Origin of the sequence: Nocardioides aquiterrae (genome assembly GCF_039526625.1) — a bacterium.
Lineage (GTDB): Bacteria > Actinomycetota > Actinomycetes > Propionibacteriales > Nocardioidaceae > Nocardioides > Nocardioides aquiterrae.
In genome coordinates this window covers 75,104-97,740 of sequence record NZ_BAAAJE010000015.1, presented here as the reverse complement: position 1 = coordinate 97,740, position 22,637 = coordinate 75,104, and the positions used below count along the sequence as shown (strand labels likewise).

The 22,637-nt window shown below is 71.7% G+C and carries 24 protein-coding genes and 1 pseudogene; 13 read left to right on the top strand and 12 right to left on the bottom strand.

The features are described from left to right. Positions 1-95 precede the first annotated feature (95 nt). Both ABD086_RS14720 and ABD086_RS14715 read right to left on the bottom strand, forming a co-directional pair. Positions 96-644, bottom strand: a complete 549-nt coding sequence (locus tag ABD086_RS14720) for a type 1 glutamine amidotransferase domain-containing protein (protein ID WP_343908320.1) — start codon at positions 642-644, stop codon at positions 96-98. Between the two features lies 1 nt (position 645). After that, a complete protein-coding gene (locus tag ABD086_RS14715; protein WP_343908319.1) occupies positions 646-1,806 on the bottom strand; it encodes a glutathione-independent formaldehyde dehydrogenase in 1,161 nt (386 codons plus the stop codon). 242 nt (positions 1,807-2,048) lie between these two features. Between ABD086_RS14715 and ABD086_RS14710 the strand changes: the two genes are divergently transcribed. After that, the gene (locus ABD086_RS14710; protein ID WP_343908318.1) at positions 2,049-3,065 is read left to right on the top strand and encodes a helix-turn-helix transcriptional regulator; all 1,017 of its coding nucleotides are present in this window, start codon (positions 2,049-2,051) and stop codon (positions 3,063-3,065) included. 39 nt (positions 3,066-3,104) lie between these two features. On the opposite strand, the gene ABD086_RS14705 is transcribed toward ABD086_RS14710, so the two are convergent. After that, positions 3,105-4,094, bottom strand: a complete 990-nt coding sequence (locus ABD086_RS14705) for a hypothetical protein (RefSeq protein WP_343908317.1) — start codon at positions 4,092-4,094, stop codon at positions 3,105-3,107. 269 nt (positions 4,095-4,363) lie between these two features. Then, complete coding sequence (locus ABD086_RS14700; RefSeq protein ID WP_343908316.1) at positions 4,364-4,639, bottom strand: hypothetical protein; 276 nt, start codon at positions 4,637-4,639, stop codon at positions 4,364-4,366. A gap of 265 nt (positions 4,640-4,904) precedes the next feature. Between ABD086_RS14700 and ABD086_RS14695 the strand changes: the two genes are divergently transcribed. Continuing rightward, the gene (locus ABD086_RS14695) at positions 4,905-5,927 is read left to right on the top strand and encodes an AraC family transcriptional regulator (protein ID WP_343908315.1); all 1,023 of its coding nucleotides are present in this window, start codon (positions 4,905-4,907) and stop codon (positions 5,925-5,927) included. Between the two features lie 24 nt (positions 5,928-5,951). On the opposite strand, the gene ABD086_RS14690 is transcribed toward ABD086_RS14695, so the two are convergent. Next, the gene (locus ABD086_RS14690; protein WP_343908314.1) at positions 5,952-6,392 is read right to left on the bottom strand and encodes a DUF1931 family protein; all 441 of its coding nucleotides are present in this window, start codon (positions 6,390-6,392) and stop codon (positions 5,952-5,954) included. Positions 6,393-6,736: 344 nt separating this feature from the next. Between ABD086_RS14690 and ABD086_RS14685 the strand changes: the two genes are divergently transcribed. Next, complete coding sequence (locus ABD086_RS14685) at positions 6,737-7,810, top strand: hypothetical protein (protein WP_343908313.1); 1,074 nt, start codon at positions 6,737-6,739, stop codon at positions 7,808-7,810. 70 nt (positions 7,811-7,880) lie between these two features. On the opposite strand, the gene ABD086_RS14680 is transcribed toward ABD086_RS14685, so the two are convergent. Further along, complete coding sequence (locus tag ABD086_RS14680) at positions 7,881-8,705, bottom strand: MEDS domain-containing protein (RefSeq protein WP_343908312.1); 825 nt, start codon at positions 8,703-8,705, stop codon at positions 7,881-7,883. Positions 8,706-8,973: 268 nt separating this feature from the next. Here ABD086_RS14680 and ABD086_RS14675 point away from each other — a divergent pair, with 268 nt between their 5' ends. Together ABD086_RS14675 and ABD086_RS14670 are read left to right on the top strand one after the other, a co-directional pair. Then, on the top strand, positions 8,974-9,507 hold the full coding sequence (locus tag ABD086_RS14675) for a YflT domain-containing protein (RefSeq protein WP_343908311.1): 534 nt from the start codon (positions 8,974-8,976) through the stop codon (positions 9,505-9,507). Positions 9,508-9,519: 12 nt separating this feature from the next. After that, positions 9,520-10,542 carry an AraC family transcriptional regulator gene (locus ABD086_RS14670; protein ID WP_343908310.1) on the top strand — a complete coding sequence of 341 codons (1,023 nt, stop codon included), beginning with the start codon at positions 9,520-9,522 and terminating at the stop codon, positions 10,540-10,542. A gap of 9 nt (positions 10,543-10,551) precedes the next feature. On the opposite strand, the gene ABD086_RS14665 is transcribed toward ABD086_RS14670, so the two are convergent. Further along, positions 10,552-10,896, bottom strand: a complete 345-nt coding sequence (locus ABD086_RS14665; RefSeq protein ID WP_343908309.1) for a DUF5335 family protein — start codon at positions 10,894-10,896, stop codon at positions 10,552-10,554. Positions 10,897-11,051: 155 nt separating this feature from the next. Here ABD086_RS14665 and ABD086_RS14660 point away from each other — a divergent pair, with 155 nt between their 5' ends. Next, on the top strand, positions 11,052-11,930 hold the full coding sequence (locus tag ABD086_RS14660; protein ID WP_343908308.1) for a Gfo/Idh/MocA family protein: 879 nt from the start codon (positions 11,052-11,054) through the stop codon (positions 11,928-11,930). 45 nt (positions 11,931-11,975) lie between these two features. Here the strand turns inward: ABD086_RS14660 and ABD086_RS14655 are convergent, their stop codons facing one another. The 5 genes and pseudogenes from ABD086_RS14655 to ABD086_RS14640 form a co-directional block, all read right to left on the bottom strand. After that, positions 11,976-13,400, bottom strand: coding sequence for an NAD-dependent succinate-semialdehyde dehydrogenase (locus ABD086_RS14655; protein ID WP_343908307.1), 1,425 nt, complete (start codon positions 13,398-13,400; stop codon positions 11,976-11,978). Between the two features lie 81 nt (positions 13,401-13,481). Beyond that, entirely contained in the window at positions 13,482-14,633 is a 1,152-nt protein-coding gene (locus ABD086_RS14650) for a baeRF10 domain-containing protein (RefSeq protein ID WP_343908306.1), read from the bottom strand. Positions 14,634-14,776: 143 nt separating this feature from the next. Then, entirely contained in the window at positions 14,777-15,037 is a 261-nt protein-coding gene (locus ABD086_RS14645; RefSeq protein ID WP_343908305.1) for a thioredoxin family protein, read from the bottom strand. A 4-nt stretch (positions 15,038-15,041) separates the two neighbouring features. After that, positions 15,042-15,230: pseudogene (locus ABD086_RS25335) on the bottom strand (thiol reductase thioredoxin); the annotation flags it as partial. 11 nt (positions 15,231-15,241) lie between these two features. Further along, positions 15,242-15,736 (bottom strand): ferritin-like domain-containing protein, encoded by a 495-nt coding sequence (locus ABD086_RS14640; RefSeq protein WP_343908304.1) that lies wholly within the window; start codon positions 15,734-15,736, stop codon positions 15,242-15,244. Positions 15,737-15,916: 180 nt separating this feature from the next. Between ABD086_RS14640 and ABD086_RS14635 the strand changes: the two genes are divergently transcribed. The 7 genes from ABD086_RS14635 (at position 15,917) to ABD086_RS14605 (ending at position 22,599) form a co-directional block, all read left to right on the top strand. Continuing rightward, positions 15,917-16,507 (top strand): NADPH-dependent FMN reductase, encoded by a 591-nt coding sequence (locus ABD086_RS14635; protein ID WP_343908303.1) that lies wholly within the window; start codon positions 15,917-15,919, stop codon positions 16,505-16,507. A 2-nt stretch (positions 16,508-16,509) separates the two neighbouring features. Then, positions 16,510-17,202: an SDR family oxidoreductase gene (locus ABD086_RS14630; RefSeq protein WP_343908302.1), complete on the top strand. Its 693-nt coding sequence runs from the start codon at positions 16,510-16,512 to the stop codon at positions 17,200-17,202. A 14-nt stretch (positions 17,203-17,216) separates the two neighbouring features. Then, positions 17,217-17,792, top strand: coding sequence for a copper chaperone PCu(A)C domain-containing protein (locus ABD086_RS14625; RefSeq protein ID WP_343908301.1), 576 nt, complete (start codon positions 17,217-17,219; stop codon positions 17,790-17,792). Between the two features lie 122 nt (positions 17,793-17,914). After that, positions 17,915-18,550: a DUF4956 domain-containing protein gene (locus ABD086_RS14620; protein WP_343908300.1), complete on the top strand. Its 636-nt coding sequence runs from the start codon at positions 17,915-17,917 to the stop codon at positions 18,548-18,550. Further along, positions 18,547-19,365 carry a polyphosphate polymerase domain-containing protein gene (locus ABD086_RS14615; protein ID WP_343908299.1) on the top strand — a complete coding sequence of 273 codons (819 nt, stop codon included), beginning with the start codon at positions 18,547-18,549 and terminating at the stop codon, positions 19,363-19,365. The genes ABD086_RS14620 and ABD086_RS14615 overlap by 4 nt, the downstream gene beginning before the upstream one ends. Then, positions 19,362-20,219: a phosphatase PAP2 family protein gene (locus ABD086_RS14610; protein WP_343908298.1), complete on the top strand. Its 858-nt coding sequence runs from the start codon at positions 19,362-19,364 to the stop codon at positions 20,217-20,219. Before ABD086_RS14615 ends, ABD086_RS14610 begins: the two co-directional genes overlap by 4 nt. A gap of 46 nt (positions 20,220-20,265) precedes the next feature. Beyond that, entirely contained in the window at positions 20,266-22,599 is a 2,334-nt protein-coding gene (locus ABD086_RS14605) for a CocE/NonD family hydrolase (protein WP_343908297.1), read from the top strand. Positions 22,600-22,637: the final 38 nt, after the last annotated feature.

The window sequence follows — 22,637 nt, the reverse complement described above, 5'->3', positions numbered from 1 at the left end:
CTCCCCTTCGGTCTGCGGTTCGGCGGATGTCGGCGAGCGGTGGCGCGCCGACATCCGCCGACGGAGGCGGTCGGCCCTCCTCCGGTGTCGGCGGCCTACCGGGCCGCTGCGAACTCCTGCACGATGCGTTCGCAGAACGCCGGGAGGTCGTCCGGCGACCTGCTCGTCGTGATGTTGCCGTCGGTGACCACCTCCTCGTCGACGACCTCCGCGCCGGCGTTGCGCAGGTCGGTGCGCACGCTGGGCCACGACGTCAGCCGGCGGCCACGGGCGACGTCGGCCTCGACGAAGTTCCACGGACCGTGACAGATCGAGGCGACCGGCTTGCCCGACTGCACGAAGTCCCGGACGAACTGGACCGCGGTGGGCTCCATCCGCAGCTTGTCCGGGTTCACCGTCCCGCCGGGCAGCAGCAGCGCGTCGAAGTCGTCGGGCGAGACGTCGCCGACGAGGCCGTCGACGGGGAAGGTTCCGGCGTCCTCCAGGTCGAACTGGCGCGCGGCGATCTCACCGGTCTTGATCGACAGCAACGTGGTCTGTGCGCCGGCTTCGTCCAGCGCCTGGCGGGGCTGCTCGAGCTCCACCCGCTCCACTCCGTCGGCGGCCAGGATCGCGACCCGGCGTCCGCTCAGCTCGCCGGCCATGTCAGGCACCTGCCCCTGCCATGTCGGGGTGCAGGACGACCTTCGTCCAGCCGTCGTCGCGGTTGTCGAAGTGCTCGTAGCCCTCGGCGGCCTGGTCCAGCGGCAGCTCGTGGCTGACGATCCAGGACGGCTTGGCCTTGCCGCCGGCGACGAGGTCGCGCAGCGCGCGGTTGTACTTCTTGACCGGACACTGCCCGGTGCCCATCTTCTGGCCCCGGAACCAGTGCTCTCCGTAGTCGAAGGCGACGACCCCCTCCTTGTACAGCTGGTCCGGCGAACCCGGATCCTGCGGGACGAAGACGCCGACCACGCCGATCTGTCCGGTGAACCGCACCGACTTGACCAGCTTGTTGAGCGTCTCGTTGGGGTGCTCGTGGCCCTGGGTGTCGTGCGCCTGGTACCCCACGCACTCGCAGCCGTTGTCGGCCCCCAAGCCCATGGTCATCTCGTTGACCGCCTCGACCGGGTCGACCTTGGAGTCGTCGATCGCGATGGCGCCGATCTCCTCGGCCAGCCGCAGCCGGTCGGGGTGCCGGTCGACCACCATCACCCGGCCCGCGCCCTTGATCACCGCGGAGTAGGCCGCCATCAGCCCAACCGGGCCGGCGCCGTAGATGACCGTCTGGTCACCGGGCTTCACGCCGGCCATCTCGGTGGCGTGGTACCCGGTCGGGAAGATGTCGGCGAGCATCACGTAGTCGGTCTGCTTCTCCTCGGCGTCCTCACCCAGGCGCAGGCAGTTGAAGTCGCCCCACGGCACTCGGAGCAGCTCCGCCTGTCCCCCGGCCCACGGGCCCATGTCGGCGAAGCCGTACGCCGCGCCGGCCCAGTTGGGCACCGGCTGGGCGGTCAGGCAGTAGTTGGTCAGGCCCCGTTCGCAGTTCTTGCAGTGCCCACAGGCGACGTTGAACGGCAGGACGACGTACTCCCCCACCTGCACCTTGTCGACGCCGTTGCCGACCTCGACCACGCGTCCCAGGTTCTCGTGCCCGAACCAGCGACCTGGCTCGAAGTCGGTCCTGCCTTCGTACATGTGGAGGTCCGAGCCGCAGATGTTGGTCGACGTGATCTGCACCAGAACGTCGGTCGGCCGCTCGATCCGCGCGTCCGGCACGTCCTTGACGCTGACCTGCCGCGGGCCGTCGTACACCACTGCCTTCATGCTGCCTCCTCGTCGTCGAAGTCGTCCACCGCCCGCCCGAGCGGCGCTCTGCCATTACACGGGCGCACACCGCCGGGCGGTATCGGCAGACATGCCGATTCCGCCCGGTGGGCAGCGTCGGCGAGTCACACCGCTTGCGGGTCGCCGCTCTGGGTACCGCAGCCTCGCGCCACGGTCTCGACCAGCCACGGCCGACGACAGGGTCCACACACCCGGCCGCGGATCGCCGAAGGAGGGACGTCATGCGCACGGATCCGCCCGTCGCCCAGCTGCTCGAGATCGCCGCTTCCGCGGTTCCGTTGCTGGAGCGGGCTCGAGGCCTCGTGGAGACCCTGGACGGCTGGCTCGCCGCCGACGCCATCTGGCTCACGCTCTCCGATCCCGGTTCCAAGGTCTACGCGACCGTGGGGAGCACCGGGCTCGAACAGCCCGTCCTCGACTACCTGGGCCGTCAGGCCGTGGCCCGCGAGACCCAGCTGGCCGGCCTCCACCGGAACCGGCCCCCGGTCAGCGTGACGGAGCTCCCGGTCCCGATGGAGGAGCTCCCCACGTGGGCGGACTGCCTCATCCCGACCGGGTTCCGAGAAGGCCTGGGCGTGCCGATCCTCGAGCCCCGGGGACCGTACCTGGGCATGCTCAGCCTGCTGTTCGCCAGCGGAGAGCCACCGTCCGGTGCGCTGCGCGACCGTCTCGGCCAGCTCGCGCCGCTGATCGCGCGCGGTATCTCACCGATGCGCTCGATGCTGGCCACCGCGCGTCTGGTGCAGGGGGCGACCTCGGGGGTGGTCCTGCTCCGCGACGGCACCAGCTACACCCTCCCCGGGCTCGACGACCATCCGCTGCTGGCCGCGGACTCCCTGGCGGTCGAGATCGCTCGACGGACGCTCGTTGCCGGCCAGGAGTACCGATCCTTCCTGTGGCCGGCGGACGGCGACTCGGGCACGACCGGTCACGCGCGCCTGACGGTGCTGACAGCGACCGACGTGCCGGCCTTCGTGCTGGGCACGGTCCTGGTGACGCCCGAGGCGGACTGCCGAGGCCTGACGCCGCGCGAGCTGGAAGTGCTCGGACTGCTGGTGGAAGGCCGGTCGAACCAGCAGATCGCCCGACGGCTCACCATCGCCCTGCGGACCGTGGCCGCCCACGTGGAGCACATCCTGCACAAGATGGACGTGCCGACGCGGACGCTCGCCGCGGTCCGGGCCGAGCGGGAGGGTTGCCACGTGCCCCCGCCGCCGCGACCGCGGTCGCGGCGCTGACCCCTCGACCACCGCCCGGGGCGCACCCGGCGAGGGAGCTCAGTCCCACAGAGCCGGGGGCAGGTAAAGGCCCTCACGGGCCGCATGCTGCACCAGAGCTGCCGTCGACCGCAGCGCGAGGCGACGGGCCAGGTCCTCGGCGGAGCGAGCGGGATCGGACAGGCCCAGAGCGGCCCGGATCCGGTCGTCGTCCCAGCCCTCGACCAGCGCGCCGAGCAGCCGCACGTCCGACCGCGCCAGGTCCGCTGCCCCACCCGCGGGGCGGACGAGCGCGAGCGCGCAGAGGTGGTCGGCCGTCTCGTCTCGGCAGTCCAGCACACCGACCCGCAGCAGGGTCCCCGCCCACACGGCCAGGAAGGCCGAGGCCGACCCCGGAGCGCACGCATGCCGACGCGCCACGACCAACGCCGCAGACCCCTCGGCCAGCAGTGGGTGGGTGGGCAGACCGGGCACGGGCAGGCCATGGCCGGCCCGGGTGATCACGGTTCCGCCGATCGCGTCGCCGGTCAGCTCGGCCGCCTCGGCAAAGGACGGCAGCCGGTCCAGGGCCACGGCGATGATCGGCCGGAGACCGGCGAGAAGACCGACGTACGACGCGGTCCGCTGGGCGGGGTCGGTGGTGAGCACGGTCAGGAGGCCCAGGTGACGTCCGTCGTCGGCGAACAGCCCCATGGCCACGCCGTCGTGGAAGCCGGCAGGGAGCAGGTACTCCCCCCAGGCGACCGTCTCCGGAAGCGGGACGGGGAGTGCCGATGCCGGCACCGGGTGCCGGTACCGGTTCAGCCCGAGCTGCTCGAGCTCGTCGTCGGCGTACGGGTGCGCGAAGTAGCGGACCAACGAGGCGGTGTCGCCGTCGCTGCCGACCCGACGATGGACGCGCGTCTCCGGGTCCCGCACCCCGATCCAGGCAGCGGTGTACGGAACCACCTCACGCAGGCACGCCAGCAGTGCGTCCGCGCGCTGCGGGACGCTGCCCGCCTGTGTCGCGACCAGCGCCATCTCGGCGTGCAGCGACCTGGTTGCGCTCAACAATGGGAGCCTCGCTTCGGCTACCGGCTGACGGCTTCCCGGGCCGGCGGCCGGGACGGCCGCTCTGCCCGTCTGGTCGTACACCGTAGGTCGGGACCCGCGCGGGCGCAAAGGGCGTCCCGCCCGCTATCGGCCATCCTGCCGATGGCGGACGGGTCGCCGCACCGGGCCTCCGAGGCCGCCCGCCCCACGTCGTGGACTGCTCGTCGACGGGCCGACGCCGACGAACTGCTCGCGAGGGCGATGCCGGCGTCCGGCCACCGGATGCACTAGGAGGAAGGTCGCGCCGTGGCGCGGGCACTCGACCCGGGGGGTCCGTCGGGGTAGGTGATCAGCGGGGGGTGCCGGGGTCTGATGCGCGCCACGTTGTCCGCGTAGTCAGCCCACAGCCCTGCGGCAGGTGCGGCATAGGTGGTCTCGTCGGTGTCGATGACGACCAGCCCGCGGGTGAGGTCGAAGCTCACCGTGCGCGCCTTACCCGCGTGGCTGATGCCGATCTCGCGGAGGAACCGCATGACTCTGGCCTCGAGCTCTCGCTCCTTCATGGTGAGGGACACTACGCGGCCCTACCTCGGAGGCTCCTGCACGCTGCGCGGTCGGCCCGTGATGCCGGGTGGGCGCGATCGTGCGCAATCCGGCTAGCGCGGTGCGCTGTGCGGCTCAGGGGACGCGTTCGAACTCCCTAGCATCGTCTCCGGAAGCTGGCCTCCGGATCACCCCTGCGGGGGAGCTCGGACGAAGGCCGCGGTGGCTACGCCGACCCTGGCCGCCCGCCCATGCCGTGACTCGGGACGACGCAGGGAGAGGGACATGACTGCCGCTGCCGCCGGTGGCCGCGGAGCCAGCCAGGACGAGGGCGAGCCGTGGGAGACGCCGTGTACGCGGCTCGTGAGCGGCGACCGCGACGAGGCGGAGCAGATCATCACCCAGCTCTATCTCCCCCACCGGCTCGACCTCTCCGGGAGCGCTGCGCCCCTGCGGATGGAGGTGAGCGGCCTGCGCCTGGGGGCTCTCACAGCCAGCCGGCTGACCTACGGCCGTCGTGTCGACCTCCGCACGGCCGATGCCGAGAACTTCCACGTCAACATCACGCTGCGCGGCCGGGCCGCATCGAGGAGCGGATCCGGTGAGCCGGTGGCTACGGGACCGGGAGAGGGACTCGTCTTCTCGCCCGGAGAGCCCGCCGAGATCTCGTGGTCGACCGACTGTGAGCAGCTCTGCCTGATGATCCCGAAGGCCTGCCTGGAGGCCGAGCTCGAGCGGCTGCTCGGCCGGCCCCTCCGAGAGCGACTCTCGTTCGACTTCGCCGCCGATCTGCACAGTCCTCTGGGGCAACGCTGGCGGGTCGTGCTGGACCTGCTCGTGGCCGAGCTCGACCACCCCACGGACATCGGGCGGAACCCGCATCTGGGCAGACACCTCGAGGGCCTGGTGATGGACGGCCTGCTGCTCGGTCAGCGGCACAGCTACAGCGGCGCCGTGACCCGCGTCGGCCCGGCCGCGCCGAACCCGGCGATCACCAGGGCGGTCGAGCTCCTCGAGGAGCGACCGTCCGAGCCGTGGACGACGTCGCGTCTGGCCGCCGAGGTACACCTGAGTCCCCGGGCGCTGCAAGCCGGGTTCCGCCGGGACCTCGGCACACCGCCGATGATGTACCTGCGCCAGATCCGGCTGCGCCGCGCACACCAGATGCTCAAGCAGGCCGACCGCGATGCCACCACGGTGCGTGCCGTCGCCGTCAGCCTGGGGATCCTGCACATGGGTCGCTTCGCCGCGGCCTATCGCAGCGCCTTCGGTGAGTCTCCGTCAGACACGCTCAACCGTCTCGTCTAGGACCGCTCCCCCACCGTCGGACGCTCAGAGCAGCAGGCTCATCAGATCCGACGAGCGATCCCACTGCGTCGTCTGCGGGTTCTTCAGGTCCGGATCGAGGATCCGGAAGGTGCGCGCAAGTGCGACGCTGAGCCCTCCCACGACGGCGGGCAGCCGGGACTCCGTCTCCTCGCTCACGGTGACGTCCAGAGGGGGCCACGTCGCGAGCTGCACCAGGATCGGTTGCAGGTCGACCTCCTCGTCCAGCCTCCGGAACTCGTGGATGCGCTCCTGCAGCCCCTTCGTGACCGGTAGATCACTCGGCTGGATGACGTCCCTGCCGTTGGCCTGAGCGTTGGCCTGGGCGACGACCAGCAGGTCGTACAGCTTCTCGCCGACGAAGTCGCTGTACCTCTTCAGGTCTTCCTTGTCCACGTCCAACCCGGCAGCGAGCCGGAAGAAGCGCTCGAACTTGGGCACGCCCATCACCGACATCTGTCATCTCCCTGCAGCCATCGAAGTCACTCAGGTCCTCGGGTCGGGATCCACGGATGCGATCCGCCTCGGCGACTCTGCGGGTCAGCCCGCGCTTCGTTTCTCAGCGTCACCTCCTCCTGGAGCGCCCCGCATCCCGGGAACACGGGATGCGGGCAGGGTCCCCATCGCTGGACGGTGCAACTCACCCCGGGTCACGAGGCACGAGGCGGGGTGGGGACGTGGACGGAACGCCGCCACCGCCGCGGGGATGGACGGAGGGGCGGACGGAGGAAGGGGCCTCGCACCATGACGCAGGAACGTCGAGACCATCGGCGCGGCCCTGCCGTCTCCCCATGAGCACGGGCGAGGTGGCGATCGGGCTGGTCTCGGCGCCGGGCGCCGCGACCGAGATCGCCACCACCCTCGCCGACGACCTGCACGCCGAGCTGAGTCGGCACCTGCCGACGGTTCGGTGGCGGCTGCCGACGGTGGTCGACGCACTCGTGCACCCACCGACCGACGACGCCGCACTCGTCGCCGCGGCGAGGGATCGGCTCCTGGCGGAGGACTGGGACCTGGTCGTCTGCCTCACCGACCTGCCGCTGAAGGCTCGCCGGCGACCGGTCGTGGCGCACGCGAGCCCCCTGCACGGCGTGGCTGTCGTGTGCCTCCCGGCGCTCGGCGCCCTCGGCCTGCGGCGTCGCACCCGGGACACGGTCGTCGGCCTGGTGCGCACCCTGCTCGGGGACTCGGAGGACCACGCCCTCTCGAGCCGTGGTGGAGGTCTCGGGCGCCGCGCCCGCGAGCTCGGCAGGAGCCAGCAGTCGGTGGGCGACGACAGCGTGATGTTCACCGCGAGGGTTCTCAGCGGGAACCTGCGACTGTTGATCGGAATGATCCGGGCCAACCAGCCATGGCGGCTCGCCATCGGACTCTCGCGCGCGCTGACCGCCGCCTTGGCGACAGGCGTGTTCGCTCTCGTCACCCCCGACATCTGGCAGCTGGGCAACGCGCTCGACTGGACCAGGCTCTCGGCGATCGGCGTCGGAGCGGTGGTAGCGATCGCCATCGCGTTGATCGCCGGAGCCGGGCTGTGGGAACACACGTCGCATCCGGGAGTCCGCAAGCAGGTGACGCTCTTCAACCTCGCCACCACGGCGACCGTCGTGCTGGGGGTGCTCTCCCTCTACGCAGCACTCGTCCTGCTCGCGCTGCTGACCGCACCGGTCCTGGTGCCGGCACAGCTGCTCGAGCAGGCCATCGGGCACGCTGCCCGGGTCGGCGACTACGTGAAGCTGGCCTGGCTCACCGGCTCGTTGGCAACGCTGGGCGGCGCTCTCGGGGCGGGTCTGGAGACCGACGAGAGGGTCCGGGCGGCCGCCTACACGTACCGGCGCGATCGAGGTCAGGGCGGAGAGAGCGGGTGAGCCACGTTCGATCGCCGCGATCACGGAGCTGGTCGTACCGAGGTCGATACCCACAGCTCAGGCCCCGCGGTCAGTCGACAGGTTGCTGGAGGGCGAGCACCGTGAGCTCGACGCGGGTGTGGATGTCGAGCTTCACGAAGATGTGCTTCAGGTGGGCGTCGACGGTGTGGCGTGAGACCACCAGCGCCGCGGCCATCTCCCGGTTCGTCAGCCCGGCCACCACGTAAGCCACGATCCGGAGCTCCGACCGGGTCAAGGAGTCCCACCGGCCGTCCGCGGGCGAAGATGCCGTCCGCCGGCTCCGGGCGCCTGCCGGGCTGGGCCGTGCCCCGCCGCTCTCGGTGGCCGCGCGGGAACCCGTACCTGCCCGGTAGTGCGGATTCACCAGCACGGTGCCGTCGAGGAACACCGTCTGGTGGGTCGTCAGCACCGTCGTCATCATCTGCACGTCCAAGCAGTGCAGGTCGTACACGCACAGGACCACCGCCGGCTCCCGGCTCACCACGCGATCCACGGCCGACTCGTAGCGCCCGAGGTCGTTCGCCGTCCCGGGCGGCTGGTGCAGCCAGCCCATCTCCACCAGCACGCGCAGGCGCAGGCACCCCGCCTCCACTGCACGACCAGCACTTTCGACGAGAACGTCCGTCATTCGATCCGCCGAGAACAGACCGGCGTGCAGGCAGGCGTCCGAAGCGAGACGGACGTCGGAGCCGGACCGGGCCCGGGAGATCCACGGGCTCGCCCTGGGACGCGGCACCCGCGCGGGCTCGCGGTGGTCCGCCAGGCACAGGTACCCGTCTCCCCGCCAGAGCCCCTCCTGACGAAAGGCGAGTTCGAGGCGGTTCCGCTCACCCGGAGTGGAGCACAGCGCGGCCAGGTGCGTCCCAGCAACCATCGTTGCCTCCTCGGGTCCACTCCCCCGGACCGCCTGAAGGCCGAGACCCGCACCCCGTACTCCGCACGGTCACGTCCTCCCTTTCGGTACCCAGGCCGGGCCTGGCAAAACGGGTGGGCCCCCACCCCTGGGCGAGGCCTCCGGCGCCGCGGGCTGATCCCGCGAACGCGGGATGACAGGGCCCGCCTCCGATGGGCAGGTTCGTTGCACGACGTCCGGAGAAGGGGACGAGCATGACCCGTCACGCTCCCCCAGATGGGAGACAACCATGAGCCAGTCGAACAGCACGCCCCCAGGTCTCCGGCACCACGAGCCCGTCCGCCGGGTGATCGCCTCCTACGACAGCTACGCGGAGGCCGAGGCGGCGGTCGACCACCTGGCCGACCGGGAGTTCCCGGTCGAACGGTTGGCCATCGTCGGGCAAGACGTGAAGCTGGTCGAACAGGTGACCGGCCGCCTCACCTACACCACCGCGGCGATGCACGGGGCGGCCGCCGGCGCGCTCCCCGGCGCGCTGATCGGCTGGGTGTTCGGGCTCTTCGACTGGGTCGACCCGCTCACCTCCAGCCTTCTCCTCGCGTTCTACGGCCTGATCTTCGGCGCGGTCCTCGGAGGGCTGCTGAACATCGTGGTCTACGCGATGCAGCAGGGACGTCGTGACTTCACGACGGTCACCGTCATGCAGCCGTCCCGCTACGACATCCTCGCGGACGCCGACGTGGCCGACCGGGCCCTCCGGGAGCTCCAGGCGCGCGGGGGCGTGCGCGGGGAGGCCCCCGACCAGGGGCCACCCGCCCGATGATCGCGACCAGCCGTGGCACAGATCCACGACCCTGATCGCGGGCCGGGCACCAGCACCGGCACCGGCACCGGCACACCCGGACCGGTCTCGGTCCGCGGCGTGACCGACCCCGCTCGAGCAGAGGCGCTGGTGGGTGACGCCTACCTACCGAACCGACTCGAGGTCTCTCCTCGCGCGAGCCGCCTGGACATGTCCCTGACCGTGCTGCCGGTCGGCCAGCTCACGGTGGGCCTCCTGGGCTACGGGCAGGAGGTCCGGGTGGTGACCGACGACGCCAGCAACTTCCACGTCGACGTCCCCGTGGCCGGGCGCGCGGAGATGAGCGCCGGCAGAGACTCCGTCGTCGCCGCTCCGTGGGACGAGGGCGCCGTCTTCTCCCCGGGCGAGCCGGCGCGGATGCGCTGGAGCGACAGCTGTCTCCAGGTGTGCCTCATGATCCCCCCGGGGATCCTGGAGACCCAGCTCGAGGAGCTGGTCGGGCGTTCGATGGTGCGTCCGCTGCGCTTCGACTTCGCCATGGATCTGCGGGGATCGATCGGACGCTCCTGCTCGGACACGCTGCGACTGCTGGCCCGCGAGCTCGGCGACGGCCCGGGCCTCCTCCTCCACCCGTACACCGCCTCCCACGTGCAGAGCCTGCTGCTCGACGGCTTGCTGCTCGGCCAGCCCCACAACTACCTCGAGGACGTCGAAGGTCCAGCACGGCCCGGTACCACTGCGATCATCGCCCGGGTCGTGGATCTCATCAACGAACGCGCGAACGAACCGTGGTCCAGCACCACGCTCGCCCGAGAGGCGCACCTCAGCGTCCGGGCCCTCCAGGAAGGGTTCAAGCGAGACGTCGGCCAACCGCCCATGCGCTACCTGAGGGACGTGCGCCTGCGCCGGGTCCACGCCGTCCTCCGGGACGCCCGCCCTGGGAGCACCACGGTCCAGGCGGTGGCCTCCCGGTGGGGCATGCTGCACATGGGACGACTCGCGGCTGCCTATCGGGCGGCGTTCGGCGAACCACCGTCCTCGACGCTGGCCCGGTAACCGCGACCGTCAGGCCCGCTCGGGCGGTGAATGGAAGCTCGTGATGGTCGTCGTGCCGTCCTTCTCCACGACCTTCAGGGCGCCGTTGTCGACGTCGACGTCCACCTCGGTGGGGTGCCAGATCATGTGGCGGAGCAGCACCGGGTACTCGGGTGTGTTGCCTCCGACGGCGATGACCACCACGTCGTCCTTCGGGTCGTACACCGCGTAGGCGAACGGCAGGCGCTCGGCCTGCGGCTCGTCACCGTACGCCGGGTGGAGGATCTCGATCGTGACGTACTGGCCCCGGCGCTCCTTGGACAGCTGGTCGAGCTGCAACACCCACTCGTCGTGATCGGTCGTCGAACTCGTCATCGGACCAGCCTCGCCCGTCAGCCCGGTCGCCGGCATCCCGCGAATCCGGGATGGCGCCGGAAGGCGTTCCGGCAACCCGTCGAGCAGCTGCGCGGGCCACGGACATCCCGTCGACACGGGATGTCGGTGGTCATCCGGCCTCCTAGCCTGGAGCGATGGCCGTCACCGTGGGTCTCGTCGGATCCGGAATGCGAGCCACCACCGTCCACGCTCCGGCCCTGGCGGCGACGCCCGGCATCGAGTTCGTCGGTGTCTGGGGACGTTCACCACGAGCCGTCGAGAAGCTGGCCCGCCAGTACGACGTCTCGGCCTTCGGCACGTTCAGGGACCTGCTCGGAAGCTGTGAGGCCTTGTCCTTCGCCGTGCCGCCGGCCGTCCAGAGCGACCTGGGAAGCATCGCGGCCCGGGCCCACAAGCACCTGCTGCTGGAGGTGCCCATCGCGTGGGACACGGCGGGTGCGGAGGACCTGGCCGCGGCCGTCGCGGCCGCGCGCGTCATCTCCCAGGTCGCCTTCACCTGGCGGTACACCGAACCGGTTCGGCAGCTCCTCGGTGAGGTCGGGTCGGCTCCCCCTCCCCGGGGGGCTCGGGGCCGAGCCACGAGGGCGGCCCGGCCGCCGACCAGCCGGTGGCGCGACGAGCGCCGGGCGCTCTTCGACCACGGTCCTCATGTGGCCGACTTCCTCGACGCCGCGCTCGGCGAGATCGTCGACGTGGAAGCACGGCACCGGGAGAACGACTCGGTCCGGTTGAAGTTCGAGCACCGGTTGAGCGGGGACTCCGAGACGCTGCTGAGCACGAGCACGGCGATCGAGCGCGACCAGGCGCGCTTCGAGTTCGAGTTCGAGGAGACGGACCGGACCCGGGTCGTGGACCTCTCCGACGCCGCAGGGACCGCCGACTACTCCTCCATGTTCGGTGAGTTCGCGGAGGCGGTCCGGACCGGAAGGGTGCCCGGGCTCGACGTCAACCGGGGACTGCACGTCCAGCGCGTGGTCGAGGCAGCGGACACCGAGCTGTTGCTGCACCAGTGACCGGGCCGCGCCGCCCGAGCCGGGTGTCACGGCCGGCGGTGCCGCCTATCCGAGCGCGTCCCGGATGACCGCGTCGGTCGGCATCGTGACCACCAGCCTGCGGTTGGCGAACTCCGTGATCCCGAGATGGGAGAGCTCGCGGCCGTAGCCCGAGTCCTTGACGCCGCCGAAGGGCAGGTTCGGTTCCGAGGAGGTCGGGTGGTTGATCCAGACCATGCCGGTCTCGAGCCGGTCCGCGACGGCGCGGGCGCGCTCGAGGTCGCTGCCGAACACCGCCGACCCGAGACCGAACGGCGACGCGTTGGCGAGCGCGACCGCCTGGGCGTCGTCGGCGACGCGGTAGATCACCGCGACCGGGCCGAACAGCTCCTCGGTGTACGCGCGCATCTCGGGCGTGATCCCGGTGAGGACGGTCGCCTGGACGAACGCGCCCGGGCGGTCGACCCGCTGGCCACCGACGACGGCGGTCGCACCCTTGTCGAGCGCGTCGCGCACCTGGTCCATGAGCTGCTCGGCGGCCTGCTCCGAGGACAACGGCGCCAGCGTGGTGGACTCGTCGGCCGGATCGCCGGCCTGGAGGCCGCCGAAGCGCTCGGCCACCGCATCCACGAACGCCTCGTAGGCCTCGGGCACCACGATCATCCGCTTCGGGCTCACGCAGCTCTGGCCCATGTTGTGCAGCCGGCCGACGACCGCCGCCTCGACGGTGCGATCGAGGTCGTCGGCGTCGAGGACGATGAAGGGGTCGCTGCCGCCGAGCTCGAGGACGCTCTTGCGCACCTTGCGGCCGGCGATCTCGCCGACGCTCGCGCCGGCCTTGTTGCTCCCCGTCAGCGAGACGCCCTGGACGACAGGGTTCTCGATGATGCGCCCCATCCGGCTGCCCGGCGCCCACACGTTGGTGTAGACGCCGTGCGGCACGCCCGCGTCGGTGAAGAGCTGCTCCATCGCGAGACCGCACTGCGGCGTGCTGCTGGCGTGCTTGAGCAGGATCGTGTTGCCCAGCACCAGGTTGGGTGCGGCGAAACGCACCACCTGGTAGATCGGGAAGTTCCACGGTTGGACGCCCAGCAACACTCCGAGCGGGGCGTTGGCGATCACGGCCGTGCCGCCCTCGATCTCCAGCGGCTCGTCGGCGAGCAGACCTGGCCCCTGCTCGCCGTAGTACTGCAGGATCCGCGCCGCCAGGTCGACCTCGGTGCGGCTGTGCCGGATCAGCTTGCCCATCTCCAGGGTCACCAGGTGCGCGAGCTCCTCGCTGCGCTCGCGCATCAGCCGGGCGGCCTCGGCCACCCTCGCCGCGCGCTCCTCCACGGGGGTGGCGCGCCACCCCGCAAACGCGTGGTGGGCGGCGTGGACCGCCTGATCGATCGCGGCCTCGTCCATGGCGGGGAACTCGCGAACCAGCTCGTTCGTGTACGGGTTCACCGTGGCGATGGAGCTGTGCCCGACGGTGGTGGACTGCGACATGAGTGGCCTTTCGAAGGTTCGGCGACGCCGCCGTGCGGCGGCGGTGCGGCTGGGGAGACGGGCCGCCTGGCCCGACGACGACTAGTCGGGCGGGGGCGGGAGCGGGAAGCGCAGGTGGGCAGCTGCGACGTCCTCCTTCAACGGGGTGTCGGCGGCCACGTGCTCGACCGTGCCGCTGGTGTCGATCACGGCCTGGGCCAGCTCGTCGATGACGTCGTCGGTACGCCGGGTGGGTCGCCCGCAGATCGGGCACGTGTCGCCCGACAGGGCCAGCCACCCGGACTCGTCGCAGACGACCCCGGGGGCGGTGGCGTCCTCGTGCACCAGGAGTCGCTGGACGGCGGCGACCGAGCCTGCCCACAGGCAGTGTTCGAGCCCGACGACGGCGTTGCCGCCGGCCGCCTGCGTCTCGTAGGCCTCGGCCACCTCGCGGCGCTCCTCGTCCCGCTCGTATCGTTCGACGATCGCCTCCGCGCTCGCGCGGATGTCCTGGGTGGTCGCGGTGCCGGGGTCGACCGAGAAGGTGCCCGCAACGGCGTCGCGGAGCTTCGGCGGCAGGAAGTCCAGGAAGGTCGACACCTCGACGTCGTGGCCCCCGACCGCCAGGAGCTCGAAGCGCCCCTCCCGGAAGAAGTCGTCCAGCACCGTCGCGACCCGGCGGAAGTGCCGTCTGGCCAGCTCCTGCGCCTTGTTGCGAACGCGGTACTCGTCGAGCCCGTGCCAGCCGGCGTACTGCGGCTTGCGCAGTGCCGCTCCGAACAAGGTGCTCGTCTCCTCGAGCTCATCCGCGAAGAGCTCCCACGTGCGAGCCGACTCCTTGTCGACGACCAGGACACAGGTGCGGTGGTACTCGTCCAGCACGGCCAGCATCGGTCGGACCCACGGCGTCGCGTCGACGACGATCCGGTCGCGCACGGAGCGGGGCAGCTCGAGCTCCTCGTAGAAGTCGCGCCCGCTGCAGGAGAAGATGGCGAGCGCTCTCCCGGTGGGCCTCGGCTCGCGTCCTGCCTCGGCCTCGATCCGCTCGATGTCGGCGCGCACGGAGAGCCGCGCGTCGCGGTCCAGTGACCTGTCCTCGGCCATCGGGCGGATCTGGTGCAGCAGGCTCGAGACCTGGGCAGACAGCGACCGCAGCGCGCGCCGGTCCGGCTGCAGTCCGAGGTACACCGAGGTCACCGGCAGCTTCCCACCGTCGAACCGGGTGAGGCGTTCGAGTGCTGCTGCGGTGATCATCCGCGCTCCTTGCCCGTGAGTGTCCTCGACGCCCCGGCCTCCTCCACCCACCGCCTGCCGTCGGGGCGACCGCCCGGGACCCCTCCATCCTCACGGCGAGCCCGGCGGCCGGCATCCCCCGGATCCGGGATGCCGCGGAGGGTTCACCGGTCCGAGGCCACGACGCCCGCGGAGCTCCTCAACGCCTCCTCGACCCAGTTTCGGAGCTCGAGGGCCCGCGCCGCGCCGCTCGTGCGCGCGATCGCCGTCTCCCGGTGCATCATCACCAGGGTCGGCACGCTCCGCACCTCGTAGCGCTCGACCCGCTGCGGCGTCTCCTCGACGTTGGCCCTGACCAGCTTCGCCGCCGGCGAGCTCCCTCGCGAGCTGCTCGAGGACCGGGTCCAACCTCCGGGAGTGCGCACACCAGGCGCCCCAGAAGTCGACGACGACCGGGATCGGGGCCGAACCGACGACATCGGCGAAGTCATCGTCGGACGCGTCGACCAGCCAGGGCAGCCAGCGGTGACACCGGGGACAGCGCGGCCCGCGCACCGCCTGCGGGCGCACCCGACTGCGCTCGCCGCACCCGTCGCAGACGATCGCACTCGCTGACATCGGCTCCCATCTCAGCCTCGGACGGCTCGCGGCCGCCGAGCCGCGACATCCACCCGTGCGGACGCACCCGGCTCCTGGGAGCCGAGCATCCACCTGTGCTTCACCAGTCCCACCACCATGTCGATCAGGAGGCTCTCGCTGACCGGATCCGACTCCCCCAGCACCGCGATCCGCCGCGGGCACTCCTCGATGAGCTCGTTCAGGCGCCCCACGATCGGAGCCACGGCCTCTGCGGCGTCGACGAACCCGACGGGGAAGCTGGTGCGCCGCACCTGCCCGGCGACGGTCCCGGCTCGGCCGTCGGGCGGGACCCCCATCCCCACCAGCCGCGCGCCCACCGCGCCGGCCCATTCCCAGGCGTCGGCGGCCAGGTCGTCCAGCTCCGCGGACAGCGGCTCCAACCGGGACCGACCGAGGACCCAGTGCGCCTGTTTCGAGCTCAGCGACAGGTCGATCACCTCGACGAGCAGGGACTGCAGCTCGTCCGCGACGGCGTGGGAACTCACGGCTTCCTCCTACCCCCGGGGCCAACGCACGGCCCCGACGCCGTCCAGCATCGTCAGCCGAGCCCGGGCATCGCATCACACGATCACGGGATGCGTCCGCCGTCCTCCTGCGGGCAGCCTGGCGTCACCGAGACGGCCGGAAGGTCGCGCTGCGACCGCAGCCGAGGAGAAGGGGACGAGATGCCCGGATACAAGGTCGGCTACTTCGTCGGCAGCCTGTCGTCGCGATCGATCAACCGCGTGCTCGCGCGTGCGCTCATCCGGTTGTCTCCCGAGGGCCTGGAGTTCACCGAGATCGCGATCGACAACCTGCCCCTGTACAGCCCCGACCTCGACGACAGCTTCCCGCCCGAGGCGACCGCGCTCAAGGAGGCGATCACCAGCTCGGACGCCGTCTTGTTCGTGACCCCGGAGTACAACCGGTCCATTCCGGGTGCCCTGAAGAACGCCATCGACTGGGCGTCGCGCCCCTGGGGCCAGAACTCCTTCCACCACATCCCCGCCGGCGTCATCGGGGCCTCGATCGGTCCGATCGGCACCGCGGTCGCCCAGCAGAGCCTGCGCTCCGTGCTGAGCTTCTGCAACGCCCGGCAGATGACCTCACCGGAGGCCTACGTCCACTACACCCCCGCGGTGTTCGCGGACACCGGCGAAGTGATGAACGAGGAGACCGCGGCGTACCTGCACAACTACATGGCCGAGTTCCGAGACCACGTGGAGCGGGTCCTGACCGTCCTCCCCCGCGCCCGCGACCGTGAGCCTCTGGGCTGACCATGGCGAGAGTCGCGGTCGTCGGGGGCCACGGGAAGGTCGCCCGGCTTCTCCACCCGCTGCTCGTCCGAGCGGGCCACACCCCGGTCGCCCTCGTCCGCAACGAGGCCTACCGTCGCGAGCTCGAGGACCTGGGCGCCGAGGTCCGCATGCTCGACATCGAGAAGGAGACCGCCGAAGGATTCGCGCGGGCCTTCGCCGGGTGCCGGGCGGTGGTGTTCTCCGCCGGAGCGGGCGCGGACGGCAAGGTCGAGCGCAAGCGCACCGTCGACCTCGAGGGTTCGCTGAAGTCCATCGAGGCGTGCCAGACGGCCGGCATCAAGCGGTTCGTGCAGGTCTCCGCCATGGTGGTCGACGACCCGATCCCCGAGGACGCGTCCCCGGTGTGGCGGGCCTACATCGAGGCGAAGCGAGCGGCTGACGATGCACTGCGAGACAGCGAGCTGGACTGGACGATCCTGCGACCGGGGTGGCTGACCGACGACCCGGGCACGCGACGAGTCGTCATCGGCCGCGACGTCCCCGAGGGCGACATCCCGCGAGCGGACCTCGCCGCCGTCATCGTCGCGGTCCTGGACAACGACGTCACCATCGGACGGCAGTGGGAGCTGACCCAGGACGGCACGCTGATCGTCGAGGCGATCGCGGTGGCCGCGGCCGCCGAGCTGCGCGGGAACCCCGTGTGGGCACGGTAGCGTCGCGGCTCAGCGTGGGAGCCCTGCTGTGGGTCACCGTCGCGGCCTGCGCATCGCCCGGCGGCGAACCCGGCGGTGGGGACACGTACGTGCCCCAGGGCGGCGTGCAGGCCTCCAGCCCGACCATCACCCTCACCGACGTGTGGCTCGACGCCCCCACGGGCGTCGCACCTGGCGGCGCGGCCGACCTGCGCCTCTACGCGGTCAACGAGTTCGGCGGACAGGACGCACTGACCGGCGTCACCTCCCCGCTCGTCCAGGGCGACGAGCTCTGCCTCGGCGGGCGCCCCGTGGTGCGGATCCCGCTACCGCCCGGCGAACCCGTCGACCTCGAGTGGGGCGACGGGGCGGGGGTCCGCCTCACCGGCTTCCGCCAAGCGGTCCGCGCGGCCAGCTGGATGACCATCTCACTCCACTTCGAGCATTCGCAGACGGTCACGATGCAGGTGGTCGCCGGGCCACTCGGAGCGCCCGACACCGCCTCGGCCGGTCCGTCGACAGCTCCTCCCGACGGCGGGAGTGGATGTCCTCCCGGGCCCTCCAGCGCCGCCCACCCGAGAACGATGCCGAAGCCCACCGACGGGCGGTGAACAGCAGGGTCTGCGGCCCGCACCGGCCGCGGGCAGGGCACAACTGCCCCGGGCCGGGAGGTCTCTGGTCCGGAACCGCGCGTTCACCTGCGCTTCATGATCCCTTTCCTACGGTCTCGCCCATGCTCGATTCCGCCCTGTCCAGCTTCGTCGGCCGGCTCGGCCTCGACGTGGTCGCGTTGCTCCTGCTCGTCGGCGTCCTGCACCGACGCCGCTCCACGCTGCCGGAGATGGCGCTGGTCCTGACGTCGCTCAACGTCGGCCTGTTCGCGGCGGTCACGGTGATCGGGACGGGCGACTTCCCCACCGGCATCGGCTTCGGGCTCTTCGGCCTGCTCAGCCTGGTCCGGCTGCGCAGCGCCGCGTTCACCCTCAAGGACGTCGCCTACACGTTTCTGGCGTTGGTGCTCGCGCTGGTCAACGGCCTGCCCGAGCGCAACCTCGCCCTCGTCGTCGGCCTGAACGTCGTCGTGCTGGCCGCGGTCTGGGTGACCGACGACTCCCGGCGGCAGCCGACCACCCGACGGATCCGCGTCGTGCTGGATCGCGCGGTCTTCGACGAGACCGCCGCGCGTGCCGCGCTGGCGGAGCGGTTCGCCCAGGTACCGATCGCGGTGGTCATCGAGGACGTCGACACCGTCCGCGACACGACTCGGGTGTCCGCGCTGGTGGAGTCCACACCGGGGTGGTGGGCGACGCGGGACCAGGCCGCCGAGGAGCTCGGCGACGACCTGGTGGAGCCGGAGGCGCACCGATGAGCCTCGCCGAACTCCTGCCGCTCGACGAGCTCGCCCCGGTCGACCTCGCCACCGTCATGTCGGTGGCGGCGCTGGCCCGCCGCGTCGACCGGAAGTACCTCGTGCCGATCGAGGATGCGGCCCGGCTGGTGCGCGGCCTCGCGGACAGCCACCACGTCCTCCGGATCGCCGGGCGACGCGCGACGACGTACCGGTCGACCTACCTGGACACCGGCGAGCTCCGGCTGTGTCGGGACCACCTCCAGGGCCGACGGCTGCGGTGGAAAGCGCGCAGCCGGCTCTACCTCGAGGACGGCCTGTGCCGCTTCGAGGTCAAGGTCCGGGGCGCCCGCGGTGAGACCGTGAAGCACGCGGTGGACCTCGACCCGTCCTCGTACGGCGGCTGCGGGCCCGCCGAGCGGGCGTTCATCGCGGCCGTCCTCGGCGAGGACCACCCCGCCGTCCCCCAGCTGCGTCCGGTGCTCGAGATCGGGTACACGCGCGCCACGCTCGTCGACCTGCGGGCCGGGACGCGACTCACCATCGACCACGGGGTGCTCGGCCGCCCGACCCGTGCCCGGACACCGGTCCTCGCGGCCGCGAGCGTCGCCGTCGACACGGGTCTTGTGATCGTGGAGACCAAGAGCGGGCCGCGTCCCGGGGCCGGCGACCGGCTGCTCGCGCGGATGGGGCACCGCCCGCTCGCGCTCAGCAAGTACGCCACCTCGGCAGCGCTGCTCGCCCCGGACATCGCGGACAACCAGGTGCGCCGCCTCGTCGGCCGCGGCGTCCGCGTCCACGACGAGAGCGCACTGACCGGCCAGGAGGCTTCATGACGCACCACCGTCCGCCCACCCGCTACGTCGTCGTCGCGGTCCTCGCCGTGCTGGCGCTGCTCGGCGCCCTGGTCGGCCCGGCCGTCTACGGCCTCGTCACCGGCTCCACGGCCAAGGACCGGATCGCGGCCGATCCGCCTCCCTCCTTCTTCCCGGACGCGACGACCCACCGCATCGACGCGCTGACCGACCCCCAGCAGGCGAGGGCGACCACGCTCATGCAGCGGTGGTGGGACCAGCACGGGACCGCGACCGACGACACGGCGTTCCAGGCCTTCCTCGAGGCGAACCTGCCCGGGCCGCCCGACGCCGCCCGGCGGAGCAAGGAGATGACCGAGGTCGAGCGGCTGGACCGCGAGCGCACGGCCGCCGGGATCACCGCGGCGACCTGGCTGGAGGACCACGGCAAGAAGGACGTGTGGAAGCTCGCCGTCCACGACCAGGCCGAGTACCTGCCTGCCGGCCCCGGCGACGACCGCAAGAACGCGGTCGACGCCATGTTGGCGATGACCAAGACCGTCGCGGACGACCTCGGCACGAAGTTCCAGATGTCCGCGCCGTACGTGCTCGAGCCGTCGCTGCGCAACGACCACACCGTCGCCCCCGGCGACGTCTGCCCGTGCAGCTACCCCTCACGGCACGCGTCGGCCGCCGCCGCGTCGCGGACCTTCCTGGCGCACTTCATGCCCCAGCGCGACCCGGAGTACCGCTGGTGGCAGGACCAGATCGACTACTCCCGGATCTACATGGCGGGCCACGTCGCCAGCGACATCGCCGGCGGAACGCTGCTCGGCGACATGGTCGGCGACTACTTCCTGGTCACCCGCGGCCACGTCGACCCGAGCCGGGTGTAGCGCCTGGGTGCCGTGACCTCGGGCACACGGGCCTCGTTGACGACCCGTGCCCGCTCCCCGGTTCCGGTCCCTGGCCGCGCTCGTCGCGGCGTTCGCCCTCGCGCTCGTCGCGCTGACCGTGGTGGAGGGAGCGCCGGCCGACGCGTCCCGGGGCTTCACCGCCCGCGGCAGCGCCCACCAGGTCTACGCCGTGGGGGTGCGGCCCGGCGCCGGGGTGAGCCTGCTCGACGCGCACGGCGACGTCGTCAAGCGCCAGGAGGCCAACTCGCTGGGCGGCGTGCTGTTCCGCCACGTCAAGCCGGGCCAGGGCTACCGGGTGCGATCGGGCGGCCACACGTCCGGTCCACTGACGGTGCACGGCACCCGCCCGCACCAGTGGAACAAGAGCATCTACCAGCAGTCGATGCCCGAGGAGGGCTACGGCTACCTGACCACCCGCGACGGCACGAAGCTCGCCTACTCCGTGCACCCGCCCACGAGCCCGGCCGGCATCGGCGGCACCACGATCCCGGTCCCGGCGGGCGTCAGCTACACCCCGCCGTACCCGACGCTCATCGAGTACTCCGGCTACGGGTACGCCGACCCGTCCGGGCCCACCAACGGGATCGCGGCGATCGCCAACGTGATGGGCTTCGCGGTCGTCGACATCCAGATGCGCGGCACCGGCTGCTCCGGCGGAGCCTTCGACTTCTTCGAGCCGCTGCAGTCGCTGGACGGCTACGACATCGTCGAGACCGTCGCCCGGCAGCCGTGGGTCAAGGGCGGCAAGGTCGGGATGATGGGGATCTCCTACGGCGGCATCAGCCAGCTGTTCACCGCGCAGACCCGGCCGCCGCACCTGGCGGCGATCTCGCCGCTGTCGGTCATCGACGCGACCGCGACCACGCTCTACCCGGGCGGCAACCTCAACACCGGCTTCGCGGTCGCGTGGGCCAAGGAGCGCCAGCAGGAGGCGCAGCCCGCCGGCACCGGCGCGGAGGGCACGCAGCCGTACGCCGAGCAGCGGATCCAGGACGGCGACACGACCTGCAAGGACAACCAGGTCCTGCACGGCGAGGCGGCGTCGCTGATGCGCAAGATCAAGGCCAACAGCCACTACCGGCCGAAGGTGGCCGACCCTCTCGACCCGGTGTCGTTCGTGCACAGGATCGGCGTGCCGACGTTCCTCGCCTGCCAGTTCCAGGACGAGCAGACCGGCGGCCACTGTCCCTCGCTGGTGCGCCACTTCACCGGCACGAAGAAGAAGTGGTTCACGTTCACCAACGGCGCCCACGTCGACTCCCTGGACCCCGAGACGCTCAACCGCCTCTACGACTTCCTCATGCTCTACGTCGCCGACCAGGCGCCGTCGACGAACGCCGCCGCGCTCCGGGCCGCCGCGCCGGTCATCTACCGCGAGGCGCTGGGCACCCCGCCCGAGGACCCGATCACGCTGCCGGCGGACCCGGTGCAGGAGCAGCCGACGTACGACGGCGCGCTGGCGGAGTTCGAGAGCGCCGACCCCGTGCGGGTGCTGTTCGACAACGGGGCCGGGACCGGGCCCACCCAGAGCAACCAGCCCGGTGACCCCTACCCGGCGTACGAGCACTCGTTCCGCTCGATCCCGGTGCCCGCGACCAAGGCCGTGTCCTGGTACCTCGGCGGCGGGAGCGCGCTGCACGCGCAGGCACCGGGGCGGAACGTCGACCGCTACCGCTCCGATCCCCGCGTCCTGCCGGGCACCGACTTCGACGGCGGCACCGGCACCGGCGGCCTGTGGGGCAACGCCTCGCAGTGGAGCTGGGACTGGAAGCAGCGGAAGGCCGGGACGGCGGTCTCCTACGTCTCCGCCCCGTTGCCGAAGGACCTGACCACCGTGGGCGCCGGCGCGGTGCAGCTGTGGGTGCGCTCGTCGACGAGGGACGTCGACTTCCAGGCGACGGTCAGCGAGGTCCGGGACGGCCACGAGACGTTCGTCCAGAGCGGCTGGATGCGGGGCAGCGAGCGGAAGCTCGCGACCGACCGGCACAACATCATGAAGCAGCAGCCGAGCCTGCTCGAGCCGATCCCGACGTTCCGCGCCGAGGACGTGCGCCCGATGCCGAGCGACCGGTACACGAAGGTCGTCGTGCCGCTGTACTTCCAGGCGCACGCCTACCGCGCCGGCTCGCGGATCCGGGTGACGATCTCCGCGCCCGGCGGCGAGCAGCCGATCTGGTCGTTCGCCCACGCCCGGCCGGTTCGCGGGGCCGCGACCGTGCACGTGCTGTCCTCGCGGACGCACCCCTCGCGGCTGGTGCTGCCGGTCGTGCCGGGGCTCAACATCGACTCCCCCGCCCCGCCCTGCCCGAGCCTGCGCAACGAGCCCTGCCGCGACTACGTGCCGTTCACCAACCGGTAAGCGGAGCCGGAGACGTCATACGGATGGTGTGTCCCCTT